The sequence below is a fragment of the Pseudomonas marginalis genome (genome assembly GCF_001645105.1).
GTDB lineage: Bacteria > Pseudomonadota > Gammaproteobacteria > Pseudomonadales > Pseudomonadaceae > Aquipseudomonas > Aquipseudomonas petroselini.
Genome location: NZ_LKEG01000026.1, coordinates 259,923 through 284,178, shown reverse-complemented (window position 1 = coordinate 284,178; position 24,256 = coordinate 259,923). Strand labels below are relative to the sequence as shown.

Below are 24,256 nucleotides of genomic sequence, written 5' to 3'. Positions count from 1 at the left end.
CGGGCTACGCTCTACCCCCAACAGAAAGGGAAGAGTACGGGAACCTGCGCGATGCCTCATTGGCTGATTATTGACCTTGAAGCCACAACGGATGAAGGCGGCTGGCCCGTGACGGAGATGGAAGTCATCGAGATCGGCGCGAGCCTGGTCAACCGCCAGGGCCGCGAACTGGACCACTTCCAGCGCTTTGTGCGGCCGCTGCGGCGGCCATTGCTGACGCCCTTCTGCCGCCAGCTGACCCACATCACCCAGGCGAACATGGACGGCGCGGCGCCGATCACCGAGGTGTGGCCGCTGTTCGAGCGTTGGCTGGGCCAGCACCACGCACGCCTGGAGGGCTGGGCCAGTTGGGGTGACTACGACCGCGCGCAGCTTGAACTGGAGTGGCAACGCCATGGCCTGGCCAGCGCACTCGCCCACACGCCCCATGTGAACCTCAAGCAGCGCTTCGCCAAGGCCCGGCGCCTGGACAAGCCCCTGGGCCTCAATGGCGCCCTGCAACTGGCGGGAATGCAGTTCCATGGCCAGCAACATCGTGCGCTGGAGGACGCCCGCAACACCGCGCGCCTGTTGCCGCTGATTTTGCCGGTCTAGGCAGTTCCCCTGCCCTTGGGCATACTGGCCGACCTTTCCAGACCCTTTTCCGAGGAATCGCCCATGTTTAAAGTCAACGAGTACTTCGACGGCACCGTCAAGTCGATCGCTTTCGGCACTGCAGAAGGTCCGGCGACCATCGGCGTAATGGCCCCCGGCGAATATGAATTCGGCACCGCCCAGCGTGAAATCATGCACGTGGTGTCCGGCGCCCTGACCGTCAAGCTGCCTGACGCCAGCACGTGGGAAACCTTCGCCGCCGGCAGCCAGTTCAACGTGCCGGCCAACAGCAAGTTCCAGCTGAAAGTCGCCGTGGACACCGCCTACCTGTGCGAATACCGCGGCTGAGGGTGACCAGCAGGCAAAAAAATGCCCGTCTCGCAGGAGACGGGCATTTTTTATGGCCACGGCACATTACTCGAGAATCGTCACCGGCATCCCGACTTCCAGGCGACCTACGCCGTCGTTGACCAGGTTCTGGCCGAAAATCGCGCCATCCTCGGTCTTGCGATAGGTTTCCAGCGTGGCGAAGGGTTCGCGGTCGGCGCTGCGTTCGCCGGTCTGCGGGTCGATGGTGGTAAGGATGCAGCGCGAGCACGGCTTGACCGCACGGAACTCCACATCGCCGATGCGCAGGCGCTTCCAGCCGTCTTCAGCGAAGGCTTCGCTGCCTTCGATCACCAGGTTGGGACGAAAACGCAGCATTTCCATGGGGCGACCGATGCGTTGCGAGAGGTCGTCCAGCGAGGCCTGGCCGATCACCAACAACGGATAACCGTCGGCGAAGGCGACCTGGTCATCGTCCTTGCCATAACCGGCCTGGGTGGTGCGGGCACGTTCGAGAGGGATTTGCACCAGCCGTGTCGGCTTGCCGATGAAGTCGCTGACCCACGCGGCAGCCGCGTCGCCCGCATCCGGCACGCGCAAGGTGTCACGCCAGATGGTCACGCCACGCAGTTCGGCCTCGTTGTCGGGCAGGGTCACGTCCAGCGGCGTGTAGCCAGGCGAACTCAGGGTGAGCCCGCCGCTGCTGTTCCACAGCGCCGACAGCTGGCTCATCTTGGCCACGGCCCGTTGCGTGAGGAAACGTCCGCTGGCTTCGTCCACCAGCATCCAGCGTCGATCGCCGTCCACCCCGAGTTTATCCAGGCCGACCTGTTGCAGTATTTCGGCCTTGCCGGACTTCAAGGGGTAACGGTACAACGCGCTGAGACGAAGCATGGGCCTGCATTCCTGAAGGAGTAAAGCCGACACTATAACCGCTCTTGTAGTGAGCGGGCTTGCCCCGCGCTGGGGGGCGCAGCCGCCCCAACCCGATCACCGCCGTTATTACAGACAAACCGTGGTGGCCGAATGTGGGGCGGCTTCGCCCCCCAGCGCGGGGCAAGCCCGCTCACTACAGTCAGGCGGGCACTTCGTCGAGCATCAGACGTTGACGCACTACATCCACCAGCTTGTCGGGCTGGAATTTGGACAGGAAGTTGTCGCAGCCGACCTTCTTCACCATCGAGTCGTTGAAGCTGCCCGACAGCGAGGTGTGCAGCACCACGTAAAGTTTGCGCAGGCGTGGGTCGTTGCGGATCTCGGTGGTGAGGCGGTAACCGTCCATCTCGGGCATTTCGGCGTCGGTGAAAATCATCAACAGTTTGTCGGTCATCACATGGCCGGCGTCGGCCCAAGCCTTGAGCATATTCAACGCTTTGAGACCGTCGCTGGCGATATGCATCTTCACGCCCAGTTGGCCAAGGGTGTCGCGCAGTTGCGAGAGGGCCACGTTGGAGTCATCCACCAGCAGCACTTCACGGCCACGGGCGCGTTCCAGGACCGGGTCCTCGAGTTTTTCACGCGAGACCTTGGCGTTGTAGGGCACGATTTCGGCCAGGACTTTTTCCACGTCGATGATTTCCACCAACTGGTCGTCGACCTTGCTGATGGCGGTGAGGTAATGCTGGCGTCCGGCACTGGTCGGCGGCGGCAGGATGGCTTCCCAGTTCATGTTGACGATGCGGTCCACGCCGCCCACCAGGAACGCCTGCACCGAGCGGTTGTACTCGGTGACGATAATGGTGCTGTTGGGACCCGGCACCAACGGGCGCATGCCGATGGCCTGGGACAGGTCGATCACCGGCAGGGTCTGCCCCCGCAGGTTGACCACGCCGCACACAAACGGATGGCGTTGCGGCATCAACGTCAGCTTGGGCAGTTGCAGGACTTCCTGCACCTTGAACACGTTGATCGCGAACAACTGACGCCCGGCCAGGCGGAACATGAGGATCTCCAGGCGATTCTCACCCACCAGTTGCGTGCGTTGATCTACCGTGTCGAGAATGCCGGCCATTAAAAGCTCCTGATGCGCTAAGGGATTGTGCAGTTCACATACAGTGGGTTATCGGCGGCGAACGCCAGACCTTGACCCCCGTAAAATGCCACGTAAATTCATTGATGTCACACTGACATCATGGTTTACTGCACTGGCCTCTCCAGACAGGGGTGTAGCGACGTTGCGCGACATTCATTTCGACGCAAGGTTCCGCCGCGTAAGGGATTCCCCTACGCACAATCAGGCCCAACCTGATATTCGCAATATCTAATAGCCATTAATGTGACGCCATTCTCAATGCATGAATGGAGTCAGGCTTTTGTTTGCCATCCCAAGCCCTCGGCCCACGGGTCTTTCGGACATTCAGATGTCGGCAATTGAAGGTGTGCAATGGACTCCGCTCATGCTCGCCGCGCACAGCCGTCGCCGTCATTCTAATAAACGTCCTACTGAAATCTCAGAAGCGACCTACAGATTTCAGTCATATTTCAGCGCTAGTTTGAAGCCATTCACCCGGAGCGACATCTCATCACCCGACCTTCTGTTGTGGAGACTTGCATGATGAACGACGGTAACGAGTGGCAACTTGCATTGCCCGAATTCCTTCACGAGGCTGAAAAACTGCTGGCCAAATCGGAAGAGTGCCTGAGCCACCTGCACATGATCCGCAACGACAGCGACGCCATCGACTGCATGAAGGTCAGCCTGATCAAGCTCGCCGAAAAGGCCGACTGCCTGGCCCTTCGGGCGATCAGCGAATTCTCGCGGCATATCCAGTACCTGATCGCCAATGCCGAAAACCCTTTGCATCTGCATGATCAAGCCTTGGACGCGCTGGAACAATGCCTGACATTGCTGGCCTGGCAGCTGGAGTTGATTGATGCAAAGACCGGCAAACTGGGATTGGATGAAACAGAGCAAACGACGCTGATTGCCACTGTAACGCTGCATATTCCGCAAAAAGATTTCGGTTCTAAACCGCAACAACGGATACATCACGCGTCTTGATCGAATATCAGGTCGTATTTAAACCTGAAGTTATCTGAAAACGACATAACCCTATTAATACAGTGGGGTTTAATTTCGCAGAAAAAGATATCAATTAGCCATTAACGGTCATAACGATACAATCAAACGCAAATAATATAACTCCCCCACGCCATAAACTCTGGGAATACCGCCCGGAGCATTTGTGCGGTTAAAAACCCCGCCAGGCACGGCACCAGGCGACCAACGGTAATAGTGGTGGTACTATGCCCCACTCGAAGTGACTCAACTTCATCATGCATAAACACGATTCGATAACGCATTCTAAACAGAGCCCTGTCAGCCGCCGTGACCGGACTTCCCGCAGCGAACCCTCATTGGCTCCATCCGCTATGTACGCCAGTCTCAAGACACTCTTCGCATGGTCCGCGTCCCGCAGTAATGCACGCCGTTTGATCCTCGCCCTGTGCCTTGGCTCGCTGCTGCTGAGCCTGTGGGCCTATACCCGCTCCGCGCCGCTTCCATTGCTGGTGATTGTGCTCAACCTGGCCACCCTGGTGGTGGTTGGCCTGCAACAGTGGCGGTCACGCAAGTCGATCAAGTTCCAGCCCCAGGAACTGGCCGACCGCCTGCTGCAAGTGCAGGAGAACGAACGCCACCGCCTCAGCCGCGAATTGCACGACGATATCGGCCAACTGCTCACCGCCGCCAAGCTGCAAAGCGAATGGCTCAAGCGCCGCCTGCCCGACGACCTGCAAAGCCAGTGCACGGTGCTGTGCAACACCCTGAATGAAACCCTGGCCAAGGTGCGCGACGTCTCCGCCATCCTCAATCCTCGCCAGTTAGCCAGCCTGGGCCTGGAAGCCAGCCTGCGTGCGCACCTGCTCAAGACCCTGGAAAACACCCCGATCCACTGGAGCCTGGAATGCCAGCAACGGCTGACCGGTATCCCGGAAGAAACGGCCGTGGCCGCCTTTCGGATCACCCAGGAAGCGGTGACCAACATGCTGCGCCACGCCCAGGCGCGCAATCTGCTGGTTCGCCTGCAACGTCTGCCCGAGGGCCTCTCGCTGTTTATCAGTGATGACGGCCAGGGCTTTTCGCCGGCCATCAACCCAGGCCTGGAAGGCCAACGGGGCATGGCCGGCATGTCCGAGCGGATTGATCAGCTTGGCGGTTCATTATCCGTCAGCAGCCAGCCAGGCAAAGGAACACGGATCGAAGCGCTTTTCCCCTGGGCGCCCCGCGCCCTCGAACGGGCCAGTTCCCCTAAGGTTCTCGAGTGACCTGCAAATTACTCCTGGTAGATGACCATGCACTGATCCGGGCCGGCGTCCGCGCGCTGGTCCAAGACATTCCCGGCTACACGGTGATCGGCGAAGCCAACGATGGCGCGCAATTACTGGAGCAGTTCAGTGCCTTGCTGCCCGATATCGTGCTGCTGGACCTGTCGATGAAGCACACCGGCGGCCTGGATGCCTTGCAGCAACTCAAGCGCGCCTACCCCAAGAGCAAGGTGCTGATCCTGTCGATGCACACCGACCCGGAGCTGATCATGTGCGCGCTGGAGTCCGGGGCCCATGGTTACCTGCTCAAGGACACAACAGCCAACGAGCTGGAACACGCGCTGCTGGCGTTGCGCAACAACGAACGCTACCTGAGCCCGGCGATTGCCCACACGGTGATCAACCAGGCGCTGGTGCGCAGCCAGGGGCCGATTACACCCGCCGGCCACAGCCACAACCTCACGGCGCGGCAGTTGGAGATCCTGCGCTTGATCGTGCGCGGCAAGTCCACCCGGGAGATCGCTCACGGCCTGGGCCTGAGCATCAAGACCGTCGAGGCGCACCGCTCGCAGATCATGAAGCGCCTGCAAATATTCGACGTGGCCGGCCTGGTGCTATTCGCGGTGCGCGAGCAGATCATCAGCCTGGACGACTAACGGCGAACCCACCGGCAAGTGCACCCGCAAGGCCTTGGGCAAGGCCTCGAAGTGCAGGTCATCACCCTCCAGCGGCTCACCATCCAGGTTGATGTACAGGCCCTGTGCAACCTTGATATTCACCCACGGCAGCCGCGCCCGCACGAACATGGTGTCCAGGCCCCAGCCATTGTTCATCAGCTCACGCAACGTACCGACCACTTCCTGGGGCGCCGGCAGGATGCTGACATCCAGCAGGCCGTCGTCGGCCATCGCGCCTGGGCATAGCTCATGCCCACCGCCTGCCTGGCGACCGTTGCCGATCCCAAGGGCGAGCAGTTCGCCTTTCCAGTGGAAATCGGGACCATCCAGCTCGGCATAGGCAGCCTTCAACTCGCTGAAACGCGTCAAGCCGGTGAACAGGTAGGCCGCACCGCCGAGGACTTTTTTCAGGTCTTCGGAAGTGTTGGCGGTGACCTGGCTGCCGAAACCGCCGGTCGCCATGTTGAGGAAGATTTGCCCACCGACCTGGCCGAGGTCGATGGCTTTGGGCGGCACGTCCAGCAGCGCCAGCGCCTGGGCGGGCTCCAGCGGCACGCCGGCGGCCTTGGCGAAATCGTTGGCGGTGCCCAGCGGCATCAGCACCAGGCTGGCGTCGGTCTTGGCCTGGGCCATGGCTTCGGCCACATCGCGCAGGGTGCCGTCGCCGCCACCGGCGATGATGTGGGTGTAGCCGTCAGCCAAGGCTTCGTTGACCAGGCGCTGGGCGTCGCCGCCTTCCCAGGTGACCCGCACCGCCAATTCCCCGCCCTGCTCGCGCCGGGCCTGCACGGCGGCGCGCACGTCCTCGTTGAGGGCTTGCTTGCCGTGGAGGATCAACAGTGCTTTGGGGGTGGTCATTGGGGGAATCTCCTGATTCAAAGGTGCTTGGAGGATGGGACCTTTGGGGAGTGGGTTTGGTTTACTGAGTGCCTATCCATTTTTTTTGGTAATGGTGGGCCTGTCCCCCGGCACCTCGCCTAGGCTCGGGGGCTACCTGATGTATGGAGATCAAACGGTGGGAGGGGGCTTGCCCCCGATGGCGGTGTGTCAGTTGATGCGTCTGTGACTGCCCCACTGCTATCGGGAGCAAGCCCCCTCCCACATTTAACCGAGATCGACAGTCAGAACCCGGCCGGCTACAGGCCACCGTGCTCTTGCTTTTGATCTTGATCCAGGGCGCCCCGTCAAACGCGCTGGCCGGACGCAGGCTTTGGAGCGTGGGTAACCCGGAAGGACACCGGGTTAGCCTTTACCGCAGAAATGGATATGTACCCAGTCAGCTCTTATGAAGCTTACTCATCAACTGCGCCTCAGCCTGGGTCAACCCACACGATTGAGTAAGCTCATCCACCGTAGCCCCCATCCCCACCAACTTCGCCGCCTGTGCAAACGAAAGACTGGAAGGATCCCGCTGCTCAATCTGTGCAAGTTTATCGGGCAACGGCGCAAGAATGGCGCGCAGTTCATGCACCTCATCCCCCACCTTCACCGCACTCTGCTGGTAATGATCAACCCGCTTGACCAACTCCAGAATGCGCCGGTCACGCACCGCATCACGCTCGGCCTGTTGCAGGCCCAACTCACGCTGCTGGCGCACATAACGCAGCAAGAATGCCAACGTCCCGGCCCACAACAGGGCCAGGACAATTACCACGGCCTCAAAGAACAATCAGATGCTCTCCAGTTCCGACCATTCTTCTTCGCTCATCATCTTGTCCAGCTCAACCAGAATCAGCAGTTCGTTGTTCTTGTTGCACACGCCCTGGATGAATTTGGCGGATTCTTCGTTACCGACGTTCGGCGCGGTTTCCACTTCCGATTGGCGCAGGTAAACCACTTCGGCCACGCTGTCGACCATGATACCGACCACTTGCTTGTCGGCTTCAATGATCACGATGCGCGTGTTGTCGCTGACTTCAACGGTATCCAGGCCGAAACGCTGACGCGTGTCGATGACCGTGACCACGTTGCCGCGCAGGTTGATGATGCCCAGCACGTAGCTTGGCGCACCCGGTACCGGAGCGATCTCGGTGTAGCGCAGCACTTCCTGCACGCGCATCACGTTAATGCCGTAGGTTTCGTTGTCCAGTTTGAAGGTAACCCATTGCAGGATCGGATCATCTAAACCTTGTGCGGACGCTGACTTATTCATACCCCTGACCCCTCAAATGCCGATGTATACGGCGTGTGTGCATCGCTGACCGCACTCGCATGCGGACCTTATTGTTCAATCAACTGCGTTTGTTCTGTGGCATCGCCTTGACCGCGCCACTGGCAATCAACTCGGCCAGTTCGGCGACGTCGAGCAACGCGCACATGTGTTCGATCACGGTACCCGCCAGCCAAGGCCGTTGGCCCCGGTGGCTGCGCCATTTGATTTCGTTCGGGTCCAGGCGCAACGAGCGGCTGACTTGATGCACCGCCAGCCCCCACTCATAGCCTTGCACCGAAATCACATACTGCAAGCCCTGGCGAAAATCATCGCGGTAGCGGTCGGGCATGACCCAACGCGCGGTGTCCAGCACCTTAAGGTTGCCGGCCTGGCTGGGCAGGATGCCGAGGAACCACTCCGGTTGCCCGAACAGCGGCGTCAGCTCCTGGCCTTCCAGGGAATAGATCGAGCCCAGGCAGACCAGCGGCACCGCCAGGGTCAGCCCGGCGACGTCGAACAGCAAGCACTCGAAAGGCTCGGCGGCCCACGCCGGGCGGCCATCACCGGTGACCGGTGGCGGTGTGATGCTCGGCGGCAGGTGCACTTCGACCACCGGCTCGACCACCACGGGTGCAACCACCACAGGCGCAGCCACGACAGGCGCCACTACCGTGGGCGTGATCGGCACCACAACCTGCGCATCACGCGCTTGTTCTTCCAGCACCGCCAACTGGAATTCATCCAGTGCGGCTTCGGGTTCGACGGCGGGCTCCAGCACCAGGATCGGTTCGGGCAGTTCTTGCGCCGTGGCCTCCTGCAGCAAGGCATCCAGATAGGATTCCAGCGCCAGTTGCGGCCGGGTCTTGGTCTTGAGTTCGACGGGACGATTCATCACGCCACCTGCGCCACAAGTTGCTGGGACAGCAGGTGCTTGAGCAACGCGCGGTACGCCAGCACGCCACGGCTCTTGCCGTCGAACTGCGACGGCGTCAGGCCGGCGCGGCTGGCGTCACGCAGGCGCGTGTCCACCGGTATGTAGCCATTCCAGATGGTGTCCGGGTAGGCATCGCGCAATACGCGCAACGTGCCGAGGGACGCCTGGGTGCGACGGTCGAACAGGGTCGGCACGATGCTGTAGGGCAACGCCTGCTTACGCGAACGGTTGATCATCGCCAAGGTGCTGACCATACGCTCCAGGCCTTTGACCGCCAGGTGTTCGGTCTGCACCGGGATCACCAGTTGCTGGCTGGCCGCCAAGGCGTTGACCATCAGCACGCCCAGCAACGGCGGGCTGTCGATAATCGCGTAGTCGAAGTCCTGCCACAGTTGCGCCAGGGTCTTGGCGATCACCAGGCCCAGGCCACTCTGCCCCGGCGACTGGCGCTCAAGGGTTGCCAGCGCGGTGCTGGACGGCAGCAAGGAAATGCTTTCATTGCTGGTCGGCAGCAGCAGTTGCCCCGGCAAGTCGGCAGGCACGCTGCCTTTGTGCAGGAACAGGTCGTAGTTGCTGTGCTCCAGCGCATCCGGGTCGTAGCCGAAATAGCTGGTCATCGAGCCATGGGGATCCAGGTCCACCACGACCACACGCTTGCCCGCCTCCGCCAGCAAGCCGGCTAAAGCGATGGAGGTGGTGGTCTTGCCGACTCCACCTTTTTGATTGGCAACTGCCCAGACTCTCATTCGGTTGGTTCCTCCCGGCAGGCATTGGCGCGACCGAGACATTGCATAGGTTATTGAGCCGGCGACGGAGAATTGACGGCACTCTGACGAACCGGCGGCTTTGCTGGGGCCGGTGCAGTTTGTGTGCCAGCCCGCTTCAAGGCCGCATCCGGTGTTGCATTGGCGGTGCCCGTGCCGGTCAGGCTGCGGCGTACATCCAGGTTGCGGGACACCACCAGCACCACGCGACGGTTGCGCGCGCGGCCTTCCACCGTAGCGTTATTGGCCACCGGCTGGAACTCGCCGTACCCCACCGAGGCCAGCCGTCCGGGGTTCACGCCCTGCATCGCGAGCATGCGAACGATGCTGGCGGCACGCGCCGAAGACAGTTCCCAGTTGGTCGGGTACTGCGCCGTGTTGATCGGAAAGTTGTCGGTAAAGCCTTCAACGTGGATCGGGTTTTCAAACGGCCGCAGGATCGACGCCACTTTGTCGATGATGGTAAACGCCTGGTCGCTGGGCATCGCATCGGCGCTGGCGAACAGCAGGCTGGAATTGAGCTCGATCTCCACCCACAACTCATTGCCACGCACGGTCATCTGGTTGGAGCTGATCAGGTCGCCAAACGCGGCACTGATGTCGTCGGCGATGCTTTTCAGCGGATCGCTGGTGCCGCCCACGCCGGCGGCGGTTTCGTCACTGTCGTTGACCAGCGGCTTGGCCGGGGTCACGGTCTTGGGCCGTTCTTCACCGATAGGAATCGGCTTAAGGGCACGGTCGGCGTCGTTGAACACACCGATCAGCGCCTGGGAAATGACTTTGTACTTGCCTTCATTGACCGACGAGATGGAGTACATCACCACAAAAAACGCGAACAGCAAGGTGATGAAGTCCGCGTAGGACACCAGCCAGCGTTCGTGGTTGACGTGCTCTTCAGGCTCGCGACGGCGACGGCTCACAGGTGGTTACCTCGCTGAACACAGTATTCACTGCCAACCCGTTCATTGTGGTGAGCGAGCTTGCTCGCGCTGGGGCGCGAAGCGGCCCTGATAAATCCACCACCGCGCTCTCGCGGAAACCGGGTTGCACGTCTTGGGGCTGCTCCGCAGCCCAACGCGAGCAAGCTCGCTCGCCACAAGTAAATACTCATGGCCATCAATCCATGAAGCCCTGGAGCTTCAATTCGATCGAACGCGGGTTCTCGCCCTCGGCGATCGACAGGATGCCTTCGAGCAGCATTTCGCGATAACGCGACTGGCGCATGGCGATCGACTTGAGCTTGCTCGCCACCGGCAACAGCACCAGGTTGGCACTCGCCACGCCGTAGATGGTGGCGACAAACGCCACGGCAATCCCGCTGCCCAGTTGCGAAGGGTCGGCCAGGTTGCCCATCACGTGGATCAGGCCCATGACCGCACCGATGATACCGATGGTCGGCGCGTAGCCGCCCATGCTTTCAAAGACTTTGGCGGCATTGATGTCGCGGCTTTCCTGGGTGTAGAAATCCACCTCCAGGATGCTGCGGATCGCTTCCGGCTCGGCACCGTCCACCAGCAATTGCAGGCCTTTGCGCGCGTAGCTGTCGGGCTCGGCATCGGCCACGCCTTCCAGGCCCAGCAGGCCTTCCTTGCGGGCGGTGAGGCTCCAGTTGACCACTCGGTCGACGCCCCCCGGCAAGTCGACACGCGGCGGGAAAATAATCCAGATCAGGATCTGCATGGCACGCTTGAACGAACTCATGGGCGACTGCAGCAACGCCGCGCCCACCGTGCCGCCGATCACGATCAACGCAGCCGGACCGTTGGCCAAGGCGCCGAGATGGCCGCCTTCGAGGTAGTTGCCGCCGATGATCGCGACAAACGCCATGATGATGCCGATCAGGCTCAATACATCCATCAGAGGCAAGCCTCCACCAGATGCTTGCCGATATCGTCCAGGCTGTAGACCGCGTCGGCCAGGTCCGCTTTGACGATGGCCATGGGCATGCCATAGATCACGCAGCTGGCTTCGTCCTGCGCCCAGATGGCGCTGCCGCCCTGCTTGAGCAGGCGCGCGCCTTCACGGCCGTCGGCGCCCATGCCGGTGAGCACCACCGCCAGAACTTTGTCGCCGTAGGACTTGGCTGCCGAACCGAAGGTGATATCCACGCACGGCTTGTAGTTCAGGCGCTCATCGCCCGGCAGGATTTTGATCGCGCCACGCCCGTCCACCATCATTTGCTTGCCACCTGGGGCCAGCAACGCCAGGCCAGGGCGCAGGATGTCACCATCCTCCGCTTCCTTGACGGTGATGCGGCACAGCTTGTCCAGGCGTTCGGCGAAGGCTTTGGTGAAGGCGGCGGGCATGTGCTGAATCAGCACAATCGGCGCCGGAAAGTTGGCCGGCAGCTGAGTCAACACGCGCTGCAGGGCGACCGGGCCGCCGGTGGATGTACCGATGGCGACCAGCTTGTAGGCCTTGCGCTTGGGCGCCGGCGAATGAGCGCTGGGGGCCGATGCACGGGCAGGCGCCACGGCAGGTCGAGCAACCGGTGCTGGCGCTGTAGCAGGTCGACCCAACGAAGGCGCAGGCGCAGACGGGGCCGCGACCGGTGCAGGCGTCGGCGCGCTGAACAGGCTGCGTCGGTTACTGCGCGAAATACTGTGCACCTTCTCGCACAGCATCTGCTTGACCTTCTCGGGGTTGCGCGAGATGTCTTCGAAATTCTTCGGCAGGAAATCCACCGCGCCAGCGTCCAACGCGTCGAGGGTCACTCGGGCGCCTTCGTGGGTCAGCGAGGAGAACATCAACACCGGGGTCGGGCAGCGTTGCATGATATGGCGAACTGCCGTGATGCCATCCATCATCGGCATCTCGTAGTCCATGGTGATCACGTCCGGCTTCAACGCAATGGCTTGATCAATCGCTTCTTTGCCGTTGGTGGCCGTGCCGACCACCTGGATCGTTGGATCGGCGGAAAGAATTTCCGAGACGCGACGGCGGAAGAAACCCGAATCGTCCACCACCAGGACCTTGACTGCCATAAACACTCCGTTAGGCGGGGCGGGCATTACCGCCCTGCCCCACCAGAATCAAATACGCCGAGCGGCGTAACGCTTGAGCATGCTCGGAACATCGAGAATCAGCGCGATCCGACCGTCACCGGTGATGGTCGCACCCGACATGCCCGGGGTTCCCTGCAGCATTTTGCCCAAAGGCTTGATGACCACTTCTTCCTGGCCCACCAACTGATCGACGACAAAGCCGATCCGCTGGGTGCCCACGGAGAGGATCACCACATGGCCTTCGCGCTGCTCTTCATGGGCAGCCGATGCCACCAGCCAACGCTTGAGGTAAAACAGCGGCAACGCCTTGTCGCGCACGATCACCACTTCCTGGCCGTCCACCACGTTGGTGCGCGACAGGTCGAGGTGGAAGATTTCGTTGACGTTGACCAGCGGGAAGGCGAACGCCTGGTTGCCCAGCATCACCATCAAGGTCGGCATGATCGCCAGGGTCAACGGCACCTTGATGACGATCTTCGAGCCCTGGCCCTTGGTCGAGTAGATATTGATCGAGCCGTTGAGCTGGCTGATCTTGGTCTTCACCACGTCCATGCCGACGCCACGGCCGGACACGTCGGAGATCTCGGTCTTGGTCGAGAAGCCCGGGGCAAAGATCAGGTTGTAGCACTCGGTGTCGGTCAGGCGGTCGGCGGCGTCCTTGTCCATCACGCCACGCTTGACTGCGATGCTGCGCAAGATGTTCGGGTCCATGCCCTTGCCGTCATCGGTGATCGACAGCAGGATGTGGTCGCCTTCTTGCTCCGCCGCCAGGATCACCTTGCCGCCACGGGACTTGCCCGAGGCTTCGCGTTCTTCCGGGGTTTCCACGCCGTGGTCGACGGCGTTGCGCACCAAGTGGACCAGCGGGTCGGCCAGGGCCTCGACAAGGTTTTTGTCGAGGTCGGTTTCTTCACCCACCAGTTCCAGGTTGATCTCTTTCTTGAGCTGGCGAGCCAGGTCACGAACCAGCCGTGGGAAGCGGCCGAAGACTTTCTTGATCGGCTGCATCCGCGTTTTCATCACGGCGGTCTGCAGGTCGGCGGTCACCACGTCGAGGTTCGACACGGCCTTCTGCATGGCTTCATCGCCGCTGCTCAGGCCCAGGCGGACCAGGCGGTTACGCACCAGCACCAGTTCGCCGACCATGTTCATGATGTCGTCCAGGCGCGCGGTATCAACCCGCACGGTGGTTTCGGCTTCACTGGCGGGCTTCTCGGCAACCGGTGCCGCTGCAGCACGTGCAGGCGCCGGAGCGGCGGCCGGTGCGGGCGCAGGTTTGGCGGCCGGTGCAGGGGCGGCGGCTTTGGCGGCAACCGGTGCAGCCGTGGCCACCGCAGCGGCCGGAGCAACTTCGCTGAACTTGCCCTTGCCGTGCAACTCGTCCAGCAGGGATTCGAATTCGTGATCGGAAATCAACCCATCGCCTGCCGGTGCAGCAGCGGCAGGCGCCGCAGTGCTGGCAGCCGCTGCAGGCGCGGCGGCGACGGCCGGCAAGGCATCGGCCGCGAAGGTGCCCTTGCCATGCAGTTGGTCGAGCAACGCTTCAAATTCGTCGTCGGTGATGTCAGTGCTGACGGGCGCGGCAGGTGCCGCGGCAGCAGCAGCCGGTGGCACGGCGTCGGCCGCGAACTGGCCTTTGCCGTGCAACTGGTCGAGCAGGGATTCGAACTCAGCGTCGGTAATGTCTTCGCTGGTCGGCGCCGCTGCCGGAGCAACGGCGGCCGGTGCTTCTGCCTCGGCCTTGACGGCACTGAGGGAGTTGAGCAGCTGTTCGAACTCGCTGTCGGTCACATCCGCTTCGGGCTCTGCCACAGGTTCCGGCGCCGCTTCAGCCACCGGCGCAGCCGACAGGTCGGCAGGCTCGGCATAGCGCGCCAGGGCGGCCAGCAGTTCCGGGGTGGCTGCAGTGATCGGGGCACGTTCGCGCACTTCGCTGAACATGCCGTTGACCGCATCGAGTGCTTCGAGAATCACGTCCATCAACTCCGAATCAACGTGACGCTCACCCTTGCGCAGGATGTCGAACACGTTCTCGGCGATGTGGCAGCACTCCACCAGCTCATGGAGCTGGAGGAAGCCGGCGCCCCCTTTTACAGTATGAAAACCGCGAAAAATTGCATTGAGCAGGTTCGCATCATCCGGGCGGCTTTCCAGCTCGACCAGTTGTTCGGACAGTTGCTCTAAAATTTCGCCGGCCTCTACAAGGAAATCCTGAAGGATCTCTTCATCGGCGCCGAAGCTCATGGGTGTGCTCCTTAGAAGCCTAAACTGGATAACAGGTCATCTACGTCATCCTGACCTGACATAACGTCTTCACGTTTATCGGCATGAATCTGCGGACCTTCACCCTTGGCGAGATGTTTTTGTGGATCTTTTTCCGAGAGGATCGCTTCGCGGTCATGTTCAATGCCGGCGAAACGATCAACCTGGCCTGCCATAAGCACCAATTTGAGCAAGTTGCTTTCCACTTCGGTGACCAATTGGGTCACACGCTTGATCACCTGACCGGTGAGGTCCTGGTAATCCTGGGCCAGCAGAATGTCGTTGAGGTTGCTGGAAACCGTGCGGTTTTCCTGCTCGCTGCGTGACAAGAACCCGTCGACCCGACGCGCCAACTCACGAAACTCTTCAGCCCCGACTTCGCGGCGCATGAAGCGGCCCCAGTCGTGGCTCAAGGCCTGGGCCTCGGTGGCCATGCCGTTGACCAGAGGCGTGGCGTTTTCCACCAGGTCCATGGTGCGGTTGGCCGCCGCCTCAGTCAGCCTGACCACATAGGACAGGCGTTCGGTGGCATCGGTGATCTGCGAGATCTCTTCGGCCTGGGGCATATGCGGGTCAATCTGGAAATTGACGATCGCACTGTGCAGCTCGCGCGTGAGCTTGCCCACTTCCTGATACAGGCCGCGGTCACGGGTCTGGTTGAGCTGATGGATAAGTTGTACTGCGTCGCCAAAGTGGCCTTTTTCAAGGCTGTCGACCAGCTCGCGAGCATGTTTTTTCAGGGTCGACTCAAACTCGGCCTGCGATGATTCGTTATGGTCCATAGCTCCCCCGTGGCAGCATCAATGACCGATGCGTTCGAAGATTTTTTCGATCTTCTCTTTCAAGGCCAATGCAGTGAATGGCTTGACCACGTAACCGTTAACCCCGGCTTGGGCGGCTTCGATGATCTGTTCACGCTTGGCTTCGGCGGTCACCATCAGCACGGGAAGGCTGCGTAGTTTTTCGTCAGCGCGCACGTGGCGCAGCAAGTCGATACCGGTCATGCCCGGCATGTTCCAGTCCGTTACCAGAAAGTCGATGCTCCCGCTGTTGAGGATCGGAATCGCCGTAATGCCGTCATCCGCCTCGACCGTGTTAGTGAACCCAAGGTCACGCAACAGGTTTTTTATGATCCGCCGCATCGTTGAAAAGTCATCAACGATGAGGATTTTCATGTTCTTGTCCAATTCGACCTCCAAGCAGTCTTAAACGCGCCCAGCACCTGGACGCGCCATTTCAATCAACAGGCATTACACAAAAAGGACGCCTCGGGCACCACGGGTCGAACCCGCGAAGGCTTGCTGCCCTCGCGGTATCGTCTGCAGTGTCCCCACACTGCCTGTCAGCGCGCTCGCCACTCTCCCAAACGCCCCCGCAAGCGGGCTGCGCACTGGCTGTGCAACTGGCTGACCCGCGATTCGCTGACCCCCAGGACCTCACCGATTTCCTTGAGGTTCAGCTCTTCGTCGTAGTACAGCGCCAACACCAACCGCTCACGCTCCGGCAAATTGGCTATCGCGTCCGCCAGCGCACCCTGGAAGCGTTCATCTTCCAGGTCACGCGACGGCTCCATATGAGCACTCGCGCCATCCTCGTGCAGCCCTTCGTGCTCGCCGTCCTGCAAGAGGTCGTCGAAACTGAACAGGCGGCTGCCCAAGGTATCGTTCAAAATCCCGTAATAATCGTCGAGACTCAATTGGAGTTCGGCCGCAACTTCGTGATCTTTAGCGTCGCGACCGGTTTTTGCTTCAATTGCGCGAATTGCGTCACTGACCATGCGCGTATTGCGATGCACCGAGCGCGGTGCCCAGTCACCTTTACGCACCTCGTCGAGCATCGCGCCACGGATACGGATCCCCGCATACGTCTCGAAGCTCGCCCCCTTGCTCGCGTCGTATTTGGTCGACACTTCGAGCAAACCGATCATGCCCGCCTGGATCAGGTCTTCGACCTGGACACTGGCGGGCAGGCGTGCCAGCAAGTGATAGGCGATGCGCTTGACCAGCGGCGCGTAGCGCTCGATCAACTCACCCTGGCTGTCACGGGCCGACTTTTTGTAAGCGTTATAGCCGTTCGCTGTCATAGCACGGGTCCTGCGCTCGTCTGATGCACCAATCGCTCGACGAAAAACTCCAGATGCCCCCGAGGGTTGGCGGGCAACGGCCAGGTATCGACCTTCTGGGCAATAGCCTTGAACGCCAATGCGCATTTGGAACGAGGGAACGCTTCGTAGACTGCACGCTGCTTTTGCACAGCCTTGCGCACACACTCGTCGTAGGGAACTGCGCCGACGTATTGTAAGGCGACATCGAGGAAGCGATCCGTGACCTTGGTCAACTTGGCGAACAGGTTGCGCCCTTCCTGCGGGCTCTGGGCCATGTTGGCCAGGACGCGGAAGCGGTTCATGCCGTAGTCACGGTTAAGCAGTTTGATCAGGGCGTAGGCGTCGGTGATCGAGGTGGGTTCGTCGCAGACCACCAGCAATACTTCCTGCGCGGCGCGCACGAAGCTGACCACGGACTCGCCGATCCCGGCCGCGGTGTCAATCACCAGCACGTCGAGGTTGTCGCCGATATCACTGAAGGCCTGGATCAGCCCGGCATGCTGTGCCGGGCTCAGGTGCACCATGCTCTGGGTGCCGGAGGCGGCAGGCACGATGCGGATGCCGCCGGGGCCCTGCAGCAGCACATCGCGCAGCTCACAGCGGCCCTCGATCACATCGGCAAGGGTGTGTTTGGGCGTCAGCCCCAGCAGAACGTCGACGTTCGCCAGCCCCAGGTCAGCATCCAGCAGCATGACGCGACGGCCAAGCTCTGCCAGGGCCAGGGACAAATTCACTGACACGTTAGTTTTCCCGACGCCACCTTTGCCGCCGGTCACCGCGATCACCTGTACGGGATGCATGCTGCCCATTTTATTTCTTTACCTTGTCTTGCTTAGACGCAGGCTACATGGCTTGGCCGCGTGAATCGCTTGCAGACCATCGATGTAGGTACATTTCACGGTGTTCATCCTGACTCAACCCACCCGTTTTGCCGGGCTGTGGTAAAGGTCGGCGAACATATCGGCCATCGCTTCCTCGCTAGGCTCTTCTTGCATTTGCACGCTGACTGCGCGGCTGACCAACTGATGACGGCGCGGCAGATGCAGATCATCCGGGATCCGCGGTCCGTCGGTCAGGTAGGCGACCGGCAATTCATGACTGATGGCCAGGCTCAGCACCTCGCCCAGGCTCGCGGTTTCGTCGAGCTTGGTGAGGATGCAACCGGCCAGACCACAACGCTTGTAACTGTGGTACGCAGCGGTAAGAACTTGTTTCTGGCTGGTGGTTGCAAGCACCAGGTAATTTTTCGACTTGATGCCGCGACCGGCCAGGCTTTCCAGTTGCATGCGCAACGCCGGGTCGCTGGCTTGCAGGCCGGCGGTATCGATCAGCACCACGCGCTTGCGCAGCAGCGGGTCGAGGGCGTTGGCCAAGGACTGGCCCGGGTCGACATGGGTCACCGATACGTTGAGGATCCGGCCCAGGGTCTTGAGCTGTTCCTGGGCGCCAATGCGGTAGCTGTCCATGCTCACCAGCGCGATATTCTGCGCGCCGTACTTGAGCACATAGCGTGCGGCCAGCTTGGCCAGGGTGGTGGTCTTGCCCATGCCGGCTGGGCCGACCATGGCAATCACACCGCCCTCTTCCAGGGGTTCGATTTCCGGGGTGGCAATCATGCGCGCCAAGTGGGCCAGCAACATGCGCCAGGCCTGGCGGGGTTCTTCGATTTCGGTGGTCAGCGCCAGCAGGTCGCGGGACAACGGGCCGGACAAACCGATGCGTTGCAGACGGCGCCACAGGTTGGCCTGTTGCGGCTTGCTGGCTTGCAATTGGGTCCAGGCAAGCGAGCCAAGCTGCACTTCGAGCAGTTCGCGCAGGCCGTTGAGTTCAAAACGCATCGAGTCGAACACGCGCTGGTCGACAGCCGCAGCCGGGGCAGGCGCGGCCGGACGTGGCGGCTCTTTGAAGGTGGGCTCGACCAGCGGCTCGGCAGCGGTCAACGGCAAGCCGGCGAACAACTGGCGATTGGTGGTGGCATCGCTGTCGCCCCGCATGCTCAGCTCAGCCTGGGCCGAGACAATGCGCGAAGCGGTCTTGCGCAGCTCGTCTTCAAGCTCCATGTTCGGCACGCGTGGCGCCAGGGCCTGGGGGGTGTAATCCAGGGCAGCCGTCAGCTCGACACCGCCGGCAATACGACGGTTTCCGATAATCGCGGCGTCGGCGCCCAGCTCATCACGAACCAGTTTCATGGCCTGACGCATATCGGCGGCGAAAAAACGCTTAACTTGCATAACCCACTACCCTCAGCCGTTGGGCCCTACTGTCGCGACGATAGTCACTTGCTTGTTGTCAGGAATTTCCTGATAAGCCAAAACGTGCAAATTCGGTACTGCCAGGCGTCCAAACCGCGACAACATCGCCCGGACGGGGCCTGCCACCAGCAGGATCACCGGTTGGCCCTGCATTTCCTGGCGCTGTGCGGCGTCGATCAACGAACGCTGCAGCTTCTCAGCCATGCTTGGCTCCAGCAGAACGCCCTCTTCCTGGCCTTGTCCTGCCTTCTGAATACTATTGAGCAATATTTGTTCCAACCTTGGTTCCAAGGTGATCACAGGCAGCTCGGAGTCAAGCCCTACAATGCTTTGCACGATTGCACGCGACAATCCGACGCGCACCGCAGCCACCAAGGCGGCAGTATCTTGACTCTTGGCGGCGTTGTTGGCGATGGCCTCGGCGATGCTGCGAATGTCGCGTACCGGCACTTGTTCGGCCAGCAGCGCCTGCAGCACTTTGAGCAATTGCGACAGAGAGAGGATGCCCGGCACCAGCTCTTCGGCGAGTTTTGGCGAGGCTTTGCCGAGCAAACCCATCAATTGCTGGACTTCCTCATGGCCGATCAACTCATGGGAGTGCTTGTACAAAATCTGGTTGAGGTGAGTGGCAACCACGGTGCTGGCGTCCACCACGGTATAGCCGAGCGACTGGGCCTGGCTGCGCTGGCTGATTTCGATCCATACCGCTTCCAGGCCAAAAGCCGGATCTTTGGCGGTGATGCCATTGAGGCTGCCGAACACCTGCCCAGGGTTGATCGCCAGCTCGCGGTCCGGGTAGATCTCGGCTTCGGCCAGGATCACGCCCATCAGCGTCAAGCGGTAGGCACTGGGCGCCAGGTCGAGGTTGTCGCGGATATGCACAGTGGGCATCAAAAAGCCCAGGTCCTGGGACAGCTTCTTACGCACCCCCTTGATCCGCGCGAGCAATTGCCCGCCCTGGTTGCGGTCCACCAGCGGAATCAGGCGATAGCCGACTTCCAGGCCGATCATGTCAATCGGGGTCACGTCATCCCAGCCAAGCTCCTTGGTTTCCTGGGCGCGGGCCGGGGATGGCAGCAGCTCCTGCTGGCGCGCGACTTCCTGCAAGGCTTGAACCTTGACGGCGTTCTGCTTTTTCCAGAACAGGTACGCACCGCCACCGGCCAGCGCAGCCATGCTGAGGAACGACACGTGCGGCATGCCCGGCACGATGCCCATGATCGCCATAATGCCCGCCGCCACGGCCAGCGCTTTGGGCGAGGCGAACATCTGGCGACTGATCTGCTTGCCCATGTCTTCGGAGCCCGAAGCACGGGTCACCATGATCGCCGCTGCTGTGGATAACAACAGTGATGGCAATTGCGCCACTAAACCGTCACCGATGGTCAGCAAGGCGTACACCTTGCCCGCATCGCCGAAAGTCATGCCGTGTTGGAAGATGCCGACTGCCATGCCACCGATGAGGTTGATGAACAGGATCAGCAGGCCCGCAATGGCGTCACCGCGCACGAATTTACTGGCACCGTCCATGGAGCCGTAGAACTCGGCTTCCTGGGCGACTTCCAAACGACGGGTTTTAGCTTGGTTCTGGTCGATCAGGCCGGCGTTGAGGTCGGCGTCGATGGCCATCTGTTTGCCGGGCATGGCGTCGAGGGTGAAGCGCGCGCTCACCTCGGAGATCCGCCCGGCGCCCTTGGTCACCACCACGAAGTTGATGATCATCAGGATCGCAAACACCACGATACCGACCACGTAGTTACCGCCGATCACCACCTCACCGAAGGCCTGGATCACCTTACCGGCGGCGGCGTGGCCGTCCTGGCCGTGGAGCATGACCACACGGGTCGACGCCACGTTCAGCGCCAGGCGCAACAGGGTCGCGACCAGCAAAATGGTGGGGAATACCGCGAAATCCAGCGGCCGCAAGGCGTAGACGCACACCAGCAGCACCACCACCGACAGGGCGATGTTGAAGGTGAAGAACACGTCCAACAGGAACGGCGGCATCGGCAACATCATCATTGCCAGCATGACCAGCAACAACAACGGCACACCCAGATTGCCCCGCGAGAGGTCAGTCAGGGTGGTACGGGCCGTGCCGAACATTTGAGAGCGATCCACCACCGGTATTCCTCGTTTCCTTGAAGCAAACTTTTGACGCCGGGAGGCGTCCTGCAGGCGGTATTGCAAGAAGCCTTCCAACTTTTGTCTTGAGGCCGTAGATGGCTGCAGACGTCCGATTTTTAAGGGGTGCGACCCCAATCAAATGTGGGAGGGGGCTTGCTCCCGATAGCGGTGTGTCAGTGGCCTGTTCTTGGCCTGACACACTGCAATCGGGAGCAAGCCCCCTCCCACAGTTGGATTGGTGTACATCCGTAGCCCGCTCTAGCCGTTGCGCAGCTGATGGAGGCAGGGCGATTGTTATCAAATGAACGTTTACAGAACCCGTATGTTTCCGGCCTGCGGGCCCTTCGGTCCGTCCGCAATTTCATATTCTACTTTTTGGTTCTCTTTCAGGGTTTTGTACCCATCCGATTGGATCGCCGAGTAATGGGCGAAAACATCTGCGCTTCCATCATCCGGAGTAATAAAGCCAAACCCCTTCGTCGCGTTAAACCACTTCACAGTACCCGTTGCCATTGCCGTTCTCCTGACTTGCGGGATAACGCTCACCGCGGATGCGTAGACCGCATCGGGCCCATGGATTCTCTGGACCTCCACCCGCAAGCCCTCGACAAGCCGAATGCCTCGCGAACCGATGAAATTCACTCGCACGTCATCTTCACCGTTTTCCAGGGCAATCAAACCCATCCCGGATATCTGGTCGTAAAATTTGACAGTGCCTCTGACCGCCTTCAAAACCACTCTCCCTGCCTCTCATCTACAGCCTTCGCGCAGTGCTTTAGGCAATAGAACCGCGAGAACGCCCCAGTGACTACTGTCAAAGTTGACAGGTAGACAGGCATTCACGACGAGTGGTAGCCGACAAAAATCAGGAATCGCGGCGCAATTCCGGCGGGATTGGCAGGTCTTTGAGCGGATCCGGGCGTTTGCCCTTGCCCGCGCGGTACTGGCGAATCTGATAGACATAGGCCAATACCTGCGCCACGGCCAGGTACAACCCGGCAGGGATTTCCTGGTCGAGGTCGGTGGAGTAGAAGATCGACCGCGCCAGCTCCGGCGACTCCAGCAGGAGGATGTCGTGAGCCACCGCAATTTCTCGGATTTTCAACGCGGTAAAATCGCTGCCCTTGGCCAGCAGCATCGGCGCGCCGCCCTTCTCCGGGTCGTACTTGAGGGCCACGGCGTAGTGGGTCGGGTTGGTGATGATCACGTCGGCGTCGGGCACCGAGGCCATCATCTTGCGCTGGGACATTTCCCGCTGCAGCTGGCGAATGCGCTGCTTGACCTCGGGGCGGCCTTCCTGGTCCTTGTGCTCATCGCGCACTTCCTGCTTGGTCATCAGCAGTTTCTTGTGGCTTTCCCACAGCTGGATCGGCGCATCCACCGCGGCGATGATGATCAGCCCCGCCGCCATCCACAGCGCGCTCCAGCCCACCACCTGCACGCTGTGGATGATCGCTGATTCCAGCGGTTCATGGGCAATGCGCAGCAGGTCGTCGATGTCGGACGACAACACCATCAACGCCACAAACAGAATCAGGATGAACTTGGCCAAGGCCTTGAGCAGCTCCACCAAGGCCTTGGCGGAAAACATGCGCTTGAGCCCGGCACCGGGGTTCATGCGGCTGAATTTGGGCGCCATGCTGCCGGCAGCAAACAGCCAGCCGCCGAGGGCGACCGGGCCGATCAGCGCGGCCAGCAGCAAGGTGATCAGGATCGGCTGCACCGCCAGGATCGCGATCTTGCCCGAGTGCAGCAGGTACTGGCCCATGGCGTCGGGGTTGAGCAGCACTTCGCGGGGCAAGGCGAAGTTGTGCTTCATCAACTCCATCAAGTCCAGCGCCAGGCCACCGCCGTAGATCAGCAAGGCACCGGAGCCGGCCATCATGGTGGCGACGGTATTGAGCTCTTTGGAGCGCGCAATCTCGCCCTTTTCCCTGGAGTCCTTTTTGCGTTTCTCCGTGGGGTCTTCTGTTTTGTCCTGACCACTCTCGCTCTCGGCCATGGCTCAGCGCGCCCGTGCCAGGTCACGTAAGAACTGCAAGGCGTCGGTCGCCAGCGGTTGATACTGATTGAGAATGTCCGCCAGGCCGATCCAGAAAATCCCCATGCCCAATACCAGGGTCAACGGGAAACCGATCGAAAAGATGTTCAGTTGCGGCGCCGCACGGGTCATTACGCCAAACGCGATATTGACCACCAGCAACGCAGTAATGGCCGGCAGCACCAGCAACAGCGAGGCACCCAACACCCAGCCAAGCCGCCCCACCACTTCCCAGAAATGGTTGACCACCAGCCCCGAGCCCACCGGCAAGGTGGTGAAGCTTTCGGTCAGCACCTCGAACGCCACCAGGTGGCCGTTCATCGCCAGGAACAGCAGGGTCACCAGCATGGTCAGGAACTGCCCGATCACCGCCGCCGACACACCGTTGGTGGGGTCGACCATGGACGCGAAGCCCATGCCCATCTGGATCGAGATGATTTGCCCGGCGATCACAAACGCCTGGAAAAACAGCTGCAGCGAGAAGCCCAGCAGCGTACCGATCAGGACCTGCTCGGCGATGAGCATCAGGGCACTGAGGTCCAGCGCATTGACCGGCGGCATCGGCGGCAGGCCAGGCACAAGCACCACCGTAATAGCCACGGCGAAATACAAGCGGATCCGCCGTGGCACGAGGGTCGTGCCGAACACCGGCATGGCCATCAACATGGCCGTTATCCGGAACAGCGGCAAAATGAAGGACGCCACCCAAGTGCTGATCTGGGTGTCGGTCAATGCCAGCAAGGATTGCATC

The 24,256-nt window shown here is 61.0% G+C and carries 25 protein-coding genes; 5 read left to right on the top strand and 20 right to left on the bottom strand.

Features of this window, described 5'->3' with window-relative positions:
- Positions 1-51 precede the first annotated feature (51 nt).
- Together AO064_RS06325 and ppnP are read left to right on the top strand one after the other, a co-directional pair.
- Positions 52-594 (top strand): 3'-5' exonuclease, encoded by a 543-nt coding sequence (locus AO064_RS06325; protein WP_015885158.1) that lies wholly within the window; start codon positions 52-54, stop codon positions 592-594.
- A 63-nt stretch (positions 595-657) separates the two neighbouring features.
- Entirely contained in the window at positions 658-942 is a 285-nt protein-coding gene (gene ppnP, locus AO064_RS06320; RefSeq protein ID WP_015885159.1) for a pyrimidine/purine nucleoside phosphorylase, read from the top strand.
- Positions 943-1,008: 66 nt separating this feature from the next.
- Here the strand turns inward: ppnP and AO064_RS06315 are convergent, their stop codons facing one another.
- Together AO064_RS06315 and AO064_RS06310 are read right to left on the bottom strand one after the other, a co-directional pair.
- Positions 1,009-1,815, bottom strand: a complete 807-nt coding sequence (locus tag AO064_RS06315; RefSeq protein WP_064052739.1) for an MOSC domain-containing protein — start codon at positions 1,813-1,815, stop codon at positions 1,009-1,011.
- A gap of 181 nt (positions 1,816-1,996) precedes the next feature.
- Positions 1,997-2,932 carry a chemotaxis protein CheV gene (locus AO064_RS06310; protein WP_015885161.1) on the bottom strand — a complete coding sequence of 312 codons (936 nt, stop codon included), beginning with the start codon at positions 2,930-2,932 and terminating at the stop codon, positions 1,997-1,999.
- Between the two features lie 543 nt (positions 2,933-3,475).
- On the opposite strand from AO064_RS06310, the gene AO064_RS06305 reads away from it, so the two are divergent.
- The 3 genes from AO064_RS06305 to AO064_RS06295 all read left to right on the top strand — a co-directional run bounded on the left by AO064_RS06305 (position 3,476) and on the right by AO064_RS06295 (position 5,843).
- Positions 3,476-3,922, top strand: a complete 447-nt coding sequence (locus AO064_RS06305) for a hypothetical protein (RefSeq protein ID WP_064052858.1) — start codon at positions 3,476-3,478, stop codon at positions 3,920-3,922.
- A gap of 371 nt (positions 3,923-4,293) precedes the next feature.
- Positions 4,294-5,187, top strand: a complete 894-nt coding sequence (locus tag AO064_RS06300) for a sensor histidine kinase (protein WP_043205703.1) — start codon at positions 4,294-4,296, stop codon at positions 5,185-5,187.
- The gene (locus AO064_RS06295) at positions 5,184-5,843 is read left to right on the top strand and encodes a response regulator transcription factor (protein WP_015885164.1); all 660 of its coding nucleotides are present in this window, start codon (positions 5,184-5,186) and stop codon (positions 5,841-5,843) included. The genes AO064_RS06300 and AO064_RS06295 overlap by 4 nt, the downstream gene beginning before the upstream one ends.
- Here AO064_RS06295 and yegS read toward each other — a convergent pair.
- From yegS to fliR, 18 genes are all read right to left on the bottom strand, one after another.
- Positions 5,802-6,722 (bottom strand): lipid kinase YegS, encoded by a 921-nt coding sequence (yegS, locus tag AO064_RS06290; RefSeq protein ID WP_015885165.1) that lies wholly within the window; start codon positions 6,720-6,722, stop codon positions 5,802-5,804. The two genes, AO064_RS06295 and yegS, sit on opposite strands and share 42 nt — an antisense overlap.
- A 418-nt stretch (positions 6,723-7,140) precedes the next feature.
- Positions 7,141-7,533 (bottom strand): DUF2802 domain-containing protein, encoded by a 393-nt coding sequence (locus tag AO064_RS06285; protein ID WP_015885166.1) that lies wholly within the window; start codon positions 7,531-7,533, stop codon positions 7,141-7,143.
- Positions 7,534-8,016, bottom strand: a complete 483-nt coding sequence (locus tag AO064_RS06280) for a chemotaxis protein CheW (RefSeq protein WP_005790025.1) — start codon at positions 8,014-8,016, stop codon at positions 7,534-7,536.
- Positions 8,017-8,095: 79 nt separating this feature from the next.
- Positions 8,096-8,908, bottom strand: coding sequence for a CheW domain-containing protein (locus tag AO064_RS06275; RefSeq protein ID WP_064052738.1), 813 nt, complete (start codon positions 8,906-8,908; stop codon positions 8,096-8,098).
- Positions 8,908-9,696: a ParA family protein gene (locus tag AO064_RS06270; protein WP_015885168.1), complete on the bottom strand. Its 789-nt coding sequence runs from the start codon at positions 9,694-9,696 to the stop codon at positions 8,908-8,910. Before AO064_RS06270 ends, AO064_RS06275 begins: the two co-directional genes overlap by 1 nt.
- A 50-nt stretch (positions 9,697-9,746) precedes the next feature.
- Positions 9,747-10,634, bottom strand: coding sequence for a flagellar motor protein MotD (gene motD, locus AO064_RS06265; RefSeq protein ID WP_043205705.1), 888 nt, complete (start codon positions 10,632-10,634; stop codon positions 9,747-9,749).
- A gap of 196 nt (positions 10,635-10,830) precedes the next feature.
- Positions 10,831-11,571: a flagellar motor protein gene (locus tag AO064_RS06260; protein ID WP_017477474.1), complete on the bottom strand. Its 741-nt coding sequence runs from the start codon at positions 11,569-11,571 to the stop codon at positions 10,831-10,833.
- Complete coding sequence (locus tag AO064_RS06255; RefSeq protein ID WP_064052737.1) at positions 11,571-12,698, bottom strand: protein-glutamate methylesterase/protein-glutamine glutaminase; 1,128 nt, start codon at positions 12,696-12,698, stop codon at positions 11,571-11,573. Before AO064_RS06255 ends, AO064_RS06260 begins: the two co-directional genes overlap by 1 nt.
- Positions 12,699-12,746: 48 nt before the next feature.
- Entirely contained in the window at positions 12,747-14,963 is a 2,217-nt protein-coding gene (locus tag AO064_RS06250; protein WP_064052736.1) for a chemotaxis protein CheA, read from the bottom strand.
- An 11-nt stretch (positions 14,964-14,974) separates the two neighbouring features.
- On the bottom strand, positions 14,975-15,763 hold the full coding sequence (locus tag AO064_RS06245) for a protein phosphatase CheZ (protein ID WP_064052735.1): 789 nt from the start codon (positions 15,761-15,763) through the stop codon (positions 14,975-14,977).
- Between the two features lie 18 nt (positions 15,764-15,781).
- A complete protein-coding gene (locus tag AO064_RS06240; protein ID WP_005790040.1) occupies positions 15,782-16,156 on the bottom strand; it encodes a chemotaxis response regulator CheY in 375 nt (124 codons plus the stop codon).
- Positions 16,157-16,323: 167 nt separating this feature from the next.
- Positions 16,324-17,064: an RNA polymerase sigma factor FliA gene (gene fliA / locus AO064_RS06235; protein ID WP_015885174.1), complete on the bottom strand. Its 741-nt coding sequence runs from the start codon at positions 17,062-17,064 to the stop codon at positions 16,324-16,326.
- Positions 17,061-17,894 carry a flagellar synthesis regulator FleN gene (gene fleN / locus AO064_RS06230; RefSeq protein WP_003192912.1) on the bottom strand — a complete coding sequence of 278 codons (834 nt, stop codon included), beginning with the start codon at positions 17,892-17,894 and terminating at the stop codon, positions 17,061-17,063. The genes fliA and fleN overlap by 4 nt, the downstream gene beginning before the upstream one ends.
- A gap of 105 nt (positions 17,895-17,999) precedes the next feature.
- Positions 18,000-19,316, bottom strand: a complete 1,317-nt coding sequence (gene flhF, locus AO064_RS06225) for a flagellar biosynthesis GTPase FlhF (protein WP_064052734.1) — start codon at positions 19,314-19,316, stop codon at positions 18,000-18,002.
- A 12-nt stretch (positions 19,317-19,328) separates the two neighbouring features.
- A complete protein-coding gene (gene flhA, locus AO064_RS06220) occupies positions 19,329-21,443 on the bottom strand; it encodes a flagellar biosynthesis protein FlhA (protein ID WP_252121148.1) in 2,115 nt (704 codons plus the stop codon).
- A 330-nt stretch (positions 21,444-21,773) separates the two neighbouring features.
- Complete coding sequence (gene cspE / locus AO064_RS06215) at positions 21,774-21,977, bottom strand: transcription antiterminator/RNA stability regulator CspE (protein WP_064052856.1); 204 nt, start codon at positions 21,975-21,977, stop codon at positions 21,774-21,776.
- Between the two features lie 352 nt (positions 21,978-22,329).
- Positions 22,330-23,466, bottom strand: coding sequence for a flagellar biosynthesis protein FlhB (flhB, locus tag AO064_RS06205; RefSeq protein ID WP_064052733.1), 1,137 nt, complete (start codon positions 23,464-23,466; stop codon positions 22,330-22,332).
- A gap of 3 nt (positions 23,467-23,469) precedes the next feature.
- Positions 23,470-24,255 (bottom strand): flagellar biosynthetic protein FliR, encoded by a 786-nt coding sequence (fliR, locus tag AO064_RS06200; protein WP_064052732.1) that lies wholly within the window; start codon positions 24,253-24,255, stop codon positions 23,470-23,472.
- Position 24,256: the final 1 nt, after the last annotated feature.